Raw genomic sequence first — 12,683 nt, 5'->3', positions numbered from 1 at the left:
CATCCTTGCCACGAGTTAGAATTGATCCATCAAAGCGATCAATTCTAACCTCGGGAAATCAGGCGAAAACGGGGCAAAGACGAATGCAATTTGCTAGCAAACATGTCCGTAGAATGGGAATGCACCCATATGATTCGCAAATAAAGATTTGCGAGCCAGAAGTGGGCTCAAGAGGCACCGCTCAATTTGTTCAACCCATTGAGGATCATCAAAACCGCAGGCAAGATGGCGGCAACCTTCAGTGGCGAAGTCATCGAACAGAGTGCCTAAGTTCGACTTTCGCTACTCTGATGTTGTTATCGCCGTCGCGGTGGGACGATGTAGTCTTCCGGATCGAACCGGCGTGTTCTCTGATTGGTCCACAACGATTCGTCGGTGTCGTCGTAACGCTTCCGAGTTTCCCAGTAGAGCTGCTTCATCGACTCGAGTTTTGTCGCCTGAGCGGGATCGCCGGCGAGGTTCGTCATTTCCTGAGGATCGTTTTGGAGGTCGTAAAGTTCCCAGATACTTGCCTCCTCTGCAGCATTGCGAGGCTGGTCAAAGTGCAGGAGCTTGTGGGTGTTGGTGCGGATCGCACTGTGCTGGGCGACTCCGTGCCCTCGGTCGATGTAGCGATAATAAATCGTCTTGCGCCAGTCGTCAGGTGCAACACCGCCATTGCTCAGCAGGGGCAGCAAGCTGATCCCCTGTACCGGCCAGTCCGTTTTGACTCCTGCCGCCTCAAGCAGCGTAGGCGCATAGTCGATGTTTTGAACCATCGCAGCCGATCGGGTGCCTGGTTTGACCATTCCAGGCCAACGAACGATCAGGGGCATCTTGAGAGATTCTTCATAAGCCCAACGTTTATCAAACCAACCGTGTTCTCCTAAATAGAATCCCTGGTCAGCGCAGTAAACGACGATGGTGTTCTCATTCAGATTCAGTGAATCCAGTTTGTCGAGAACTCGTCCCACGTTGCGGTCCACACCGGCAACGCAGCGAAGATAGTTCTTCATGTAACGCTGGTACTTCCACCGGACCAGTTCCTTTCCGGTAGGAGGATTGGCTAGGAATTCAGTATTCTCGCTTTCGAATGCAGCCAGATAGGCGTCGCGTTGTTGCGGTGTGAGTCGACTTAATACGTTTTTTGCTTGATCGCCATCGAACATCATCAGATCCGATGCCATGGTCATGTCGCTGTCGATTCCCATCTTGTGATTTGACGCGGCGACCCTTCCCTCGTAGTCGTCGAAAAGCGAGGAGGGCTCGGGGAAGGTGATGTCCCGATAAAGTTCCAATTCCTGAATGGACGGTTTCCAATTTCGGTGCGGTGCCTTGTGCTGAATCATCAACGCGAACGGCTTAGTCTTATCTCGGTTCTCGAGCCAATCCAACGCAATGTCGGTAACGATGTCAGTGGAGTGTCCTTCGATCCGACGGCTACCGTTGGGGCCGTGGAGGTCGGGGTTGTAATAGTTTCCCTGACCACTGAAGACTTCCCAGGCGTCGAAACCTTGCGGCTTGGTTTTCATATGCCACTTGCCGAAAATGGCTGTGGTGTACCCACTTTGATGGAGCCGTTTTGGCCATGTCGGGCTTTCAGGATCCAAGGCTCCGGACAGGTTTACAATCCCGTTTTTATGACTGTGCAAACCGGTCATGACGGTCGCCCGTGAGGGCGTGCAGATACTGTTTCCACAAAAACTGTTTTCGAACAGCATCCCTTCCTTGGCGATACGATCCAGATTGGGCGTTGGAGGCAGGTCCAGACCGTAATGATAAGCCGAGATTGCTTGGGTGGTCAGATCGTCACTGAATAGGAAGACGATGTTGGGACGCTCTTCGTCAGCGTTTGCGAATTCAGAGTTTACGCAGTTGGATGCGATCAACGCGATCAGGACGAGGATTCGATGGGCGAGTGTCATCATAGATTGAGTTGAGAGGAGAGGTATTCGAGTTGAGTGCGAGGACAGCAGTAAAGACTTCAACGAGCTGGCGTCGTTTGACGACGATTTATGCGTTTGATCCCTGCATTTTCGAGCCGTGCGAGGAGCTCCGTACGGAGGCGTTCTAGCACCATCTCATGCTCCTGATCGCCCGCCAAATTGGTGATTTGTTCAGGGTCATGCTGCATGTCGTAGAGTTCTTCAGACCCGTCATTATAACGCATATAGGCCCAGTCATTGGTTCGCCACGAATGTCCATTTGAGAAAGAGAGGGCCCCCTCTTTCAGCTGCGCGGTGGGATCTTTCAAGATTGGCACGAGACTGAGCCCTTGGACGTCCGCCGGCACGTCCACCCCCACGAGCTCCGAGAGCGTCGGATACAGATCAACTAATTCGGCGATGGAATCCGTTCGGCCTGGTTGGTATCCAGGTGCCGAGATAATGAGCGGAACGCGGATAACCTCCTCGTGGACGTTCGACTTTTGCCAGAACGTGTGGTCACCCAAATGGTAGCCATGGTCGCTGGTGAAGACCACCGCTGTGTTTTCGTGCAAACCAAGTCGCTCGACCTCATCGAGGATGCGGCCGACTTGATCGTCCATGAACGTGATCGCTGCGTAGTAGGCAGCCCACATCCGCTTTTGATTGTCGGGAAACTGATCGATCCCGTTGAGGGCCGAGCGGCTTGCGGTCTGGCCAAGCTTGGGGATGTCTGCGAGATCGTTTTGGACCTGCGTAGGCACACGCATCTCCTCCCAGCGATAGCGGTCAAAATATTGTTTGGGAGCCACCATGGGGTAGTGTGGGCGGACGAACCCTGCCGCAATGAAGAAAGGTTTCGCGCTGTGCTCACGCAGCAGCTCGATGGTCTTGGTGGCGGTTTTGTGGTCTGGTTGATCCGATCCATCGCCCTGGTAGCTCACCGAAACGAACATGCGATGCGGCATCTTTGTGGATTGCCGGCCAGCGAGCTCCGTGGTGAATACGTTGCGATTCAGGCAAGCGTAGTCGCCTGGGGTGTGCGCCTCGTCACCCTGCGAATTGAAGCGTTCCGTCCAGCATTCCTCGATGTCCTCACCGTCGGTTCCCGCAATAATGTCTCCCGGCACACGCATATGAAAGATCTTACCGACCCGGGCGGAGTAGAAGCCATTCTTTCGGAAGTGTTCTCCAAGTGATTGCGTGCCTCTGCCCTCGTAGCGACTGAACATGAACGAAGTGCGCGACGGTGCACACCAAGTTCCCTGGCAGTAGCTATGCGTGAAGAGCAGTCCCCGGCTCGCCAGTTTGTCGATATGTGGAGTCTGGCAGAGGGGGTCGCCATAGCAACCCAGTGCGTTTGCCCGCAGGTCGTCGGACACAATCAGGAGTACGTTCTTGATCGACGCTCGCGTCTCCTGCGCCGCGAGCGTGCCGCCCGCTACCACGCAGGCTGTGGCCAAGCATGCCGCCAAGGCGGCCATGCGTCCGCTGACGGAGATTCTCGTTTCAAAGTACAAAATCATGATGACTGAGCATTTTGGGTGGGGGGATTTCGAGTGGACGTGATCTCGAGGACGCGCTTGGTAGCAATCATGTCGTGGAGGCGAGGTTTCTAATTGCGTCCTTGATGGCCCGGACGCGATCCGAGCAGGTGATGCGACGTTGGGATCCAAAAGCAATCTCGTCATGCGCTTGCTCGCCTCGCGCCACTACGCTGGCACTCGCGTGGATCTCACGCACACCGGTCAGCTCGACTAATTGCCGTGCGTTCTCCGCGTTGACTCCCGCGCCAGCCAGCACGCTCAACGCCACCGCTCGTTCAGTTAACCTGCGGATCAATGGGGCACCCGCCAACGCCGTCGCTCGCTGTCCCGATGTGAGCACACGATCGATGCCCAGAAGCTCCAGTTCGCGAAGCACAGCCAAGGGTTCTGAGACGAGGTCGAAAGCTCGATGAAAGGTTGTTTTTAAAGAACCTGCGGCCTCAATTAGTCGCAAACAGCTCGTTCGGTCGAGCCTCCGTTCAGGCGTCAACGCACCGAAAACGACGCCGTGAACCCCAATCGATTTAGCGACCTTGATGTCTGACAGCATCGTATCGAGATCATCCCGGTCGTAGACGAATCCGCCGTCATGCGGTCGGATCATCATCATGACGGGCATCTCTAACTGGGCCACACATTGCTCGACAAGCCCGAAACTCGGTGTTGTCCCGCCGACCGTAAGTGCGTTACAGACTTCTAACCGGTCCGCTCCGCCCGCCTTGGCAGCAGCGGCAGACGCATAGGAATCAACACAGACCTCGAGGACGACGGACAACGTGATGCTTTCTGTATTAGCTGCTGGTGGGGATGCGGCTCGGTGCAATTATCATGCGATTTCCAGTTGCTTGGTCGCAGACGGCGTAGTCGAAACCTGGTTGGATACAGTAGCCGCCGACTCGGCCACGTTTATCCACTGCGATGAAGCCAACTTGGATTTCCTTCCACTGCGGGTTCTTCTCAATGACGCGCTCGGTCGCCAACCGGCAAGCGTCTTGCGGTGAGTTTCCTTGCCGCATGAGTTCCACGACTAGAAAGCTGCCCACTGCTCGGATGACCGCTTCCCCTACGCCCGTCGCGCTGGCAGCGCCGACTTCGTTGTCGACATACAGGCCGGCGCCGATGATGGGTGAGTCCCCGACGCGTCCAGGCAACTTCCACGCCAGACCGCTGGTGGTACATGCACCGGACAAGTTTCCGGCGGCGTCAATCGCGACCATCCCAATGGTGTCATGGTTTTCGATGTTGATTTCCCAGTGCTTGATCGCATCGGGATGTTTGGCTTTCCATTTTTCCCACTCCTCCTTGGCGTTGGGGGTGAGTAGGTTTTTCTCTTTCATTCCTTTAGCCAGCGCGAAGGACTTTGCACCTTCACCGACCATCATAACGTGGGGCGATTGTTCCATCACCATGCGGGCGACTGTGATCGGGTTCTCAATGTCCTTCAGATAGGCGACCGATCCACAGTCACCATGCTCATCCATGATGCATGCGTCGAGCGTGACTTCACCCGACGCATCGGGAAGACCGCCAACGCCTACGCTTGACACCGCCGGGTCTGACTCGCTTTGGCGAACTCCGGCTTCGACGGCATCCAACGCCCGGCCACCCTTTGATAGAACCGCCCACGCGGCTTCGTTGGCAGCCAGACCGTGCCGCCATGTGGATATCACCACGGGGCGATTGAGGGGGTGTGTCTCGTCTGCCATCGCGATCAGTCCTCCGGTCGCGACCATTGCAGTCGTGCCCATTAATTGGCGTCTGGTAATCATTCGTGATCCTTGGCGAGAGTGGCCATGGTGAACTCGCGCATGCGAAAACGCACCTCACGCATGCGGAAACACATCGCCCAAGAGTATCACGCGGCCAAGGCATTGGCCACACTCTCTGGCAAGAACTTGCCGGGCGAATACCCGCGAAGAAAACACCACTCCGTTGACGGCCGACGGGCCTTAAGTGATCCGAAGGTGGCCCCCCTCGGCAAATGGGCGATCTACCCTGCGAGCACTCGCTGCTTCAGCTATCATATCGAAACAGCTTCAATGGCCTGGTTCATCGACGCTCCCGTGATGACGAGCCAGCCACGCACCCCTGAATTTGATCCACATCCTCTCGTGGAATGAGCCATGACTCGCTTGCTAATATTGTTGATGGTCCTCAGTTCGATTGCCGCTCATGCGGCGTCTCCGAATTTGTTGATCATCCAGACCGACGAACATAATTTCCGCACGTTGGGATGCTATCGCGAGACGTTGCCTAAGGATCAAGCATTGATTTGGGGTAACGATGCAATCGTTGAAACTCCAGCGATCGACTCACTCGCGGCACGCGGTGTGATTTGCACGTCGTTCTACGCGACCAGCCCGGTGTGTACACCTTCTCGAGCTGCTTTTTTTTCAGGTCGCTATCCGCAAAACACCGGTAGCTATCAGAACGATCGGCCCTTGAACAGCGACGTGGTGACGTTCGCCGAGGTACTGCGACGAGATGGTTATGCGACCGGGTATGCAGGGAAATGGCACTTGGATGGGCCGGGGAAACCGCAGTGGGCACCGCAGCGACAGTTTGGGTTTGAAGACAATCGCTTCATGTTCAATCGAGGACACTGGAAGAAGTTTGAGTTAACCGCCGATGGGCCTCGTGTCGCCGCGACGAATCAAAAAGGACAGCCGAATTACAATTTGGACGGTGCCGACGAGGAAACCTTTTCAACGGATTGGTTAGCCGATCGGGCGATGGATTTTATTCGTGAGCACGCGGACGAACCCTTCTGCTACCACCTCAGCCTGCCGGATCCCCATGGACCGAACACAGTTCGTTCACCCTATGATGAGATGTACATGGATCGTGCGATTCGGGCGCCGATGACGTTCTCAATGTCAAAGCAAAATCCAAAGTGGGCGGCGGCCAATGGGAATAACAATGTAGGCAAATTCAACGCTGCCAGCATGGCGAGGTACTTTGGAATGGTGCGGCTCATCGACGACAATATCGCGGAAATCCTGGCAACTCTGCGTGAGCTGGATTTAATCGATAACACCGTCATCGTGTTTACATCGGACCATGGTGATTTGTGTTATGAGCACGGACGTCTCAACAAGGGGAATGCCTTTGAAGGGAGCGCCAAGGTCCCGATGATCATTGCCGCGCCTGGTATCATTCCTGCTGGCACCCAAGTTGATCAGGCATTGGGGACAGTCGACTTCACTCCGACGATTCTCGAGTTGCTCGGCAAGACAGCGCCTGAGAACGTCGAGGGACGCGATGCTTCTGGATTGCTTACGGGGAAGTCGGACCTGAAGTGGGACGACGTCACGTTTTTGCGTTCGGCGTCGAACACCCGGGGTTGGGTGGCCGCGGTCAGCGATCGATACAAGCTGGTGGTCTCAGTGGCTGACGTGCCCTGGCTGTTTGACTTGAAATTGGACCCAGACGAACTGCAGAACCATCGTGAGTTGGAGGAGAACGTGGAGGTGGTAAAACAGCTCGCCGCAGCGCTTTTGAAGTATGGTGAGACCTCACGTGATCCCCAGTTGGCTGGTGGAGAGTTAGTCGAGCAATTGAATGCACTCGCCGGTCAATAACTTCACCCGTCAGTATCAATATCCTCCTTATGAAGAATCGATTCCTACCATGAAGATCGTTGCCGTTTTGATGATGGTCGTCGCGTTTTCAGACGTGATGACGCCGCGTCACCTTTGGGGGAAATCCCCTGTCGAATGGGTTGACCCGCTGATCGACACGCATGCTTCTCGATGGTTCTTCTTCAATTCGGCGTCACGACCTTTTGGGTTGGTGAATCTCAGCCCGGATACGAGTACTAAGGGGTCGTGGGACTCGGGATACCTGTATGGCGACAAGCATATTCGCTGCTTCAGTCACGTTCACGCCTGGCAGCTTTCCGGCATTCCCGTTATGCCCATCGTGGGCGAGATGACCGGTCCGCAGGGAATGGACGCCTACCAGTCAGAGTTCACTCACGATGAGGAGGTGGTCGGGGCCGGGCACCACAAGGTGCTGTTGAAAAAATATGGCATCACTGCAGAACTGACGTCGACCATACGAACGGGGTTTCATCGCTATACCTTCCCGCAAACCGAAGATGCCTACATTCTCTTCGATGTGGGAGCGTATCTGGGTCATGGCCCGATGGTCAAAGCCGAAGTTGATAAAGTGAGTGATACCGAGATTGAGGGCATGAGCCTGCAAGAGAAAACGGGACGTCGTAGGAAACGCACCCCAGTCTTCTTCGTGGCACAATTCAGCCAACCCATGACTCAGTTCGGTGGCTGGCGGAATGGGCAACTCAGCGAACCGGCGGAGTCCATTGAAGGTGAAGAGACTGGCGCTTTTGTTCGCTTCGAGACCACTGAAGGCACGCCCGTTTTAATGCGAGTGGGTATCAGTTACACGTCGATGGAGGGAGCCCGCAGGAACCTGCAGGCAGAACTGGCTCATTGGGATTTTGATCAAGTCGTCGAGGATTCCAAGCAGGATTGGAACGAACACCTTTCTCGCATTGAAGTCGAAGGGGGATCGGATGCCCAAAAAACAAAGTTCTATACCGACCTGTGGCGTTCCATGTTGGGACGCCGCATCATTAGCGACGCCGATGGTGCGTACAGCGATTTGACAGGAGCAAGCCAGGTCATTCGTCAGATTCCGGAAGACGAGGCTGGTAAGCCGAAATTTGCAATGCACAATTTCGATAGTTGGTGGGGCAGCCACTGGAGTCTTAACATTCTGTGGCCGTTATTGTGTCCAGAACGATACAGTGACATTTGCAATACTTCGGTTGAAATGTACCGCAATGGCGGACTCATTCCCCGGGGCCCGTCCGGCGGCAACTACACGTTCGTGATGATCGGCGACAGTGCAGCTCCCGCCATCACGGCCGCTTATGCGAAAGGCATCAGAGATTTTGATGTCGAATTAGCGTTGGAGGGACTCGTTCGAAATACAGAGATTGATGGTGGACGCTATTACGGCGGATATGCGAAGTCACCGACGCCAGCAGTCTATGAGGAATACACGAAGAAAGGCTACGTGTCTCACCGAAACAAGCTCTCTGGCGGGCATGGCAGCGCGGTTACCAGTCTAACGCTCTACAATTCGTACCATGATTGGTGTATCGCCCAAATGGCGAAAGGCTTGGGGAACGAGGAACTCTACCAGCGATTCATCCCGGGGGCCGCGAACTATCAAAATGTGATCTGGCCCGAAAAACAATCGGCTTGGGTCCGCACGGCGGACGGTGGCTGGTTAGATAATTATCTCCCCAACGAGAAGAGGTTTGAGCAAGAAGGGTTTTGTGAAACGAGCGCCGCCGTTTCGACGTTCTTTGTGCCCCATGATGCGATGGGATTGGCCCAAATTCTAAGCGGTCCCGATGCGGCCGCGGCGAAATTGAATGAGCAGTTCGAGTTGGCAGTGAAAGATAAGTTCCACCTCAAAGGACGCGAGCATGGGGCTGCCTGGATTGACTATGCTAATCAGGACGGTACCGGAGCGGCTCACTACTTCAATCGAATTGGCTTCCCCTGGCTCAGTCAGAAATGGGTACGTGCCGTACAGGACGCCGCCTTCAGCGGAACAGACCCGTACAGTGGATACAACGGTGACGAAGATCAGGGGCAAATGGGTGCGGTCAGCGCGCTGATGGCGCTGGGCCTCTTCCAGTTTGACGGTGGTTCCGGGTTGAATCCCAGTTATGACATCACCGCCCCTGTTTTCGATAAAGTCGAAATCAAACTGAGTGATCGTTATTACAGAGGCAATGTCCTGACGATACTAACCAAGAACCAAGCCCCGGAGAATGTCTACATTCAGTCCGCAATGTGGAACGGCAAACCCCTTGAATCGTCACTCCTTCCGCACAATGATCTCGTTCAAGGGGGTGTGCTGGAGTTGACCCTGGGCCCGAATCCCAACAAAGAATGGGGAGTGGGCAATTAAATGGGGATTCAGAAACGCCGTTGGCGAGACTCGCGGGTAAGATCTCTTGTTGTTCCAGCCGGCAATGCCAGTTGGTCTTAAACGCAGTCGCCTCCCGGTGTCCGGCCGGTGATTCGTTTGAAGGCACGGTAGAAAGTGGATACGTCATCAAAGCCACATTGAAAAGCGATCGAGGAAACTTTTCGATCGGCGTCGGCGAGCAGCTCCTCCGCTCGGCGGATACGCAGTCCGTTTACGTACTCCAGCCACGTCATCCCTGTTCTCGCTTTGAACTGGTTGGTGAATGTGCGGCGAGACATACCTGACGCCCTCGCCGCCCCGTCGAGTGTCAAGGGTTCAAAAAAGTTGCGTTGGAGCCATTCGAGATAAGCCTCAAGCATCGGGTCGCCTGACGGTTTGTTCGTTGTGCCACTCGCTGCTTTTGCGGGAGCCAATTTCAGCGCTAACTCCGAGAGTAACTCCAACGCCGCAGCAACGGACGCGAACTGACTCGTAGCTTCGTCTTGGTCGACCAGATACAGCAGCCTGCGAAAGTGCTGCTCAATGCGAAGTGTCCCCAGCCGTTGACCTGAGTAGACGCCAGTTTGATAAAGCGGCAGTACTGGTTCGACACATCGTAATTCTTGCGTGTCCAATCCGAGTCCAAACAGAGAGACGGGGGCGTCGGAGGAGTCGACGATTCGGTGAGTGGTGTGAGGCGGAACGATCACGAGAGTGCCCGATTCGCAATCAAGAGAATCGGTCTCAAACTCGATCCTTGCTCGGCCCTCGCGAATCCACAGGAACTTCAGAAATGTGTGTTGCGTGACGGACATCGCAAAGGATTCGGCATGCCGGCTTTCGAATACCCATAGGCCGCTCGGACGCATATCTGGCGGCACTGGCGTATTGCGTGTCTCAGTCGTCGAGCCGATGGGGCGTACCGGAGGCATGGAGGCCGTGTGCAGGTTGATGGGATCGCAAATTCTCAGGGTGAAGCCCCATTGTGCCAGGTATTGCCCAAAACGCGAGTCCTTCGTGCTCAAATCGCCAAGTCTATTCTGCGCAGTGATTGTATGCTGAGTTGACTGATCACTTGATGACGCAATCATGTCCGCCTCGTCGAACCAGTCTCGACGTGCTCATTCCTTGATTCCGGCATCGCCACCCGCCCAGACCACCTCCTACGGCATGAAGTATGAACCTGGAACCTCTGAAAATTGCGATGCACGGCGTCACCGGGCGCATGGGAACGAACCAACATCTGATCCGTTCCATTTTGGCCATCATTCGTCAGGGTGGCGTCCAGCTTTCGTCGGGGCAGTGGCAACCGATCGAGCCAATTTTGGTTGGTCGCAACGCGGAAAAGCTAAAACGGCTCGCCGTGACGGTGGCGACTGAAGAAATCGGTCGATCCATCGAGTGGACGACTGACCTGGATGCGGTGCTCGAGGACCAGAGCGTTGACATCTTTTTCGATGCCTCCAGCACCCAAATGAGACCGGAGTTGTTGAGAAAAGCAATGCAACAAGGAAAATCGGTGTACTGTGAAAAACCAATCGCGATTGATCCAGACACCGCCGCTCAGCTTGCCGAGGTCGCCCACCAAACCGGTGTGAAGAATGGTGCGGTTCAGGATAAATTGTGGCTGCCCGGAATCCGCAAACTGAGAATGCTCCGGGACCAAGGGTTCTTTGGAAAAATGCTGAGTGTTCGCGGTGAGTTTGGCTACTGGGTGTTTACCGGACATGATGGCGATCAGCCCGCCCAGCGGCCATCGTGGAACTATCGCAGCGAAGATGGTGGCGGCATGATGATCGACATGTTTTGCCACTGGGAATACCTGATCAATGATTTGTTTGGCCCTGTCGAACGCGTGTTGGCCCACGCGACGACCGAAGTTCCTGAACGAATTGACGAGTCGGGGGCGGCCTACCGGTGCACCGCCGACGACGCCGCTTACGCGATTTTTGCGTTGCAGAGTGGTGTCACGTGCCAGTTCAACAGTTCATGGACGACACGCGTTCGACGTGATGATCTGTTGACGATCCAAGTCGATGGAACGGAAGGATCGGCTGTGGCAGGGCTACGAGAATGCTGGATTCAAGGGGCATCTGTGACACCGATGCCGACCTGGAATCCTGACGTGCCGCAGCCCATCAATTTTTACGACAATTGGCAGCAGATGCCGAACACAACAGAGTATGACAACGCATTCAAAGTTCAGTGGGAGTTGTTCATTCGTCACTGTGTCGGCGATGCGGAATTCCCCTGGACGCTAGCGTCCGCGGCCGCGGGCGTGCGTTTGGCTGAAGCGGGTGCTCGCTCAGCAAACGAGCAAAAGTGGATTTCGATCGAGGGTGGATCTAGCAATGTCAAATAATTCCACCGACGAACCCACTCGCGATCGGCTGGCCATTCACACGATCACCACCAAGGCGTGGCCACTCGAAGTTGCACTGGAACGTTACGCGGCGGCAGGTATCGGAGGTGTGAGCATTTGGGTCGAAGCGATTGAAGGAATGTCCGCCACCGCGGCAAGCCGCGCGGTGCAGGCATCCGGTCTCCAAGTCCCTGCGCTAGTTCGTGGCGGCTTCTTCTGTGATTCCGACTCACGTGTACGAGAGCAGCGGATCGACCACAACCGCACACTGATTGAAACCGCCGCAGAACTATCGGCCGAGATGCTGGTGCTCGTCGTCGGAGCGACTCCGGGTGAGTCACTGGACCGACAGCGAGGTTGGGTACAAGACGGGATCGAAGCTCTTATCGACGATGCGAAAGCAGCAAACGTCCGATTGGCGATCGAGCCGTTACACCCGATGTACGCTGCGGATAAGAGTTGCATCAATCGCTTAACCGAGGCGCGTGAGATCTGTGAGTCAATTCGACAACCCATTCTCGGAATCGCTGTCGATGTCTATCACGTTTGGTGGGATCCAAACTTGCAACGTGAGATCCAATTGATTGGCGCAAACGAAGCTCTCTTTGCGTTTCATTTGTGCGATTGGCGAGTCCCAACCCGCGACCTACTCAATGATCGAGCCTTGATGGGGGATGGTTGCATCGACATCAAAGGATTTCGACATATGATGGACGCGGCTGGCTTCGCCGGTTGGAACGAAGTTGAAATTTTCTCCGATGAACATTGGTCGCGAGACCAACAGACCTTCCTCGACGAAATCATTGATCGGTATGCGCGTTGCTAAACACATGTTGAATTCGACGCCCAGAAGGACAACCGCTAGAGGTGCGATGGCCAGAGAACCAACCGCCCGCTAGTTGTCGCGGGGCGGGGTCC

10 protein-coding genes are annotated in these 12,683 nt (G+C 55.2%); 5 read left to right on the top strand and 5 right to left on the bottom strand.

Translation table 11 applies throughout. From position 1 onward, the window contains the following. Positions 1–296 precede the first annotated feature (296 nt). The 4 genes from Poly21_RS25600 to Poly21_RS25585 all read right to left on the bottom strand — a co-directional run bounded on the left by Poly21_RS25600 (position 297) and on the right by Poly21_RS25585 (position 5,220). Complete coding sequence (locus Poly21_RS25600; protein WP_146409913.1) at positions 297–1,907, bottom strand: sulfatase family protein; 1,611 nt, start codon at positions 1,905–1,907, stop codon at positions 297–299. A gap of 56 nt (positions 1,908–1,963) precedes the next feature. Further along, entirely contained in the window at positions 1,964–3,430 is a 1,467-nt protein-coding gene (locus Poly21_RS25595) for a sulfatase (protein WP_302120635.1), read from the bottom strand. Positions 3,431–3,497: 67 nt separating this feature from the next. Then, positions 3,498–4,226, bottom strand: a complete 729-nt coding sequence (locus tag Poly21_RS25590; protein WP_302120633.1) for a copper homeostasis protein CutC — start codon at positions 4,224–4,226, stop codon at positions 3,498–3,500. A 16-nt stretch (positions 4,227–4,242) separates the two neighbouring features. Next, complete coding sequence (locus Poly21_RS25585; RefSeq protein WP_146409911.1) at positions 4,243–5,220, bottom strand: glycosylasparaginase; 978 nt, start codon at positions 5,218–5,220, stop codon at positions 4,243–4,245. A gap of 39 nt (positions 5,221–5,259) precedes the next feature. Here Poly21_RS25585 and Poly21_RS25580 point away from each other — a divergent pair, with 39 nt between their 5' ends. From Poly21_RS25580 to Poly21_RS25570, 3 genes are read left to right on the top strand one after another with little or no spacing between them, the layout of a single operon-like run. Beyond that, positions 5,260–5,571, top strand: coding sequence for a hypothetical protein (locus Poly21_RS25580; RefSeq protein ID WP_146409910.1), 312 nt, complete (start codon positions 5,260–5,262; stop codon positions 5,569–5,571). 3 nt (positions 5,572–5,574) lie between these two features. After that, positions 5,575–7,032, top strand: coding sequence for a sulfatase family protein (locus tag Poly21_RS25575; RefSeq protein ID WP_146409909.1), 1,458 nt, complete (start codon positions 5,575–5,577; stop codon positions 7,030–7,032). After that, positions 7,013–9,403 (top strand): GH92 family glycosyl hydrolase, encoded by a 2,391-nt coding sequence (locus tag Poly21_RS25570; RefSeq protein ID WP_302120631.1) that lies wholly within the window; start codon positions 7,013–7,015, stop codon positions 9,401–9,403. Before Poly21_RS25575 ends, Poly21_RS25570 begins: the two co-directional genes overlap by 20 nt. 77 nt (positions 9,404–9,480) lie before the next feature. Here the strand turns inward: Poly21_RS25570 and Poly21_RS25565 are convergent, their stop codons facing one another. Further along, positions 9,481–10,494: a helix-turn-helix domain-containing protein gene (locus tag Poly21_RS25565; RefSeq protein ID WP_302120629.1), complete on the bottom strand. Its 1,014-nt coding sequence runs from the start codon at positions 10,492–10,494 to the stop codon at positions 9,481–9,483. Positions 10,495–10,580: 86 nt separating this feature from the next. On the opposite strand from Poly21_RS25565, the gene Poly21_RS25560 reads away from it, so the two are divergent. Both Poly21_RS25560 and Poly21_RS25555 read left to right on the top strand, forming a co-directional pair. Next, positions 10,581–11,765, top strand: a complete 1,185-nt coding sequence (locus Poly21_RS25560; protein WP_146409908.1) for a Gfo/Idh/MocA family protein — start codon at positions 10,581–10,583, stop codon at positions 11,763–11,765. Next, positions 11,755–12,591 (top strand): sugar phosphate isomerase/epimerase family protein, encoded by an 837-nt coding sequence (locus Poly21_RS25555; protein WP_146409907.1) that lies wholly within the window; start codon positions 11,755–11,757, stop codon positions 12,589–12,591. Before Poly21_RS25560 ends, Poly21_RS25555 begins: the two co-directional genes overlap by 11 nt. The last annotated feature ends 92 nt before the right edge of the window (positions 12,592–12,683 follow it).

The sequence above is a fragment of the Allorhodopirellula heiligendammensis genome (assembly GCF_007860105.1).
In the GTDB taxonomy this organism is placed as follows: Bacteria; Planctomycetota; Planctomycetia; order Pirellulales; family Pirellulaceae; genus Rhodopirellula; species Rhodopirellula heiligendammensis.
This window is presented reverse-complemented; position numbering and strand designations above follow the sequence as displayed.

What these genes read in the sequence shown, in the direction of transcription:
- Poly21_RS25600 (WP_146409913.1), bottom strand. Translation starts at nt 1,907, where the DNA reads ATGATGACACTCGCCCATCGAATCCTCGTCCTGATCGCGTTGATCGCA.
- Poly21_RS25595 (WP_302120635.1), bottom strand. Translation starts at nt 3,430, where the DNA reads ATGATTTTGTACTTTGAAACGAGAATCTCCGTCAGCGGACGCATGGCC.
- Poly21_RS25585 (WP_146409911.1), bottom strand. Translation starts at nt 5,220, where the DNA reads ATGATTACCAGACGCCAATTAATGGGCACGACTGCAATGGTCGCGACC.
- Poly21_RS25580 (WP_146409910.1), top strand. Translation starts at nt 5,260, where the DNA reads ATGCGAAAACGCACCTCACGCATGCGGAAACACATCGCCCAAGAGTAT.
- Poly21_RS25575 (WP_146409909.1), top strand. Translation starts at nt 5,575, where the DNA reads ATGACTCGCTTGCTAATATTGTTGATGGTCCTCAGTTCGATTGCCGCT.
- Poly21_RS25570 (WP_302120631.1), top strand. Translation starts at nt 7,013, where the DNA reads ATGCACTCGCCGGTCAATAACTTCACCCGTCAGTATCAATATCCTCCT.
- Poly21_RS25565 (WP_302120629.1), bottom strand. Translation starts at nt 10,494, where the DNA reads ATGATTGCGTCATCAAGTGATCAGTCAACTCAGCATACAATCACTGCG.
- Poly21_RS25560 (WP_146409908.1), top strand. Translation starts at nt 10,581, where the DNA reads ATGAACCTGGAACCTCTGAAAATTGCGATGCACGGCGTCACCGGGCGC.
- Poly21_RS25555 (WP_146409907.1), top strand. Translation starts at nt 11,755, where the DNA reads ATGTCAAATAATTCCACCGACGAACCCACTCGCGATCGGCTGGCCATT.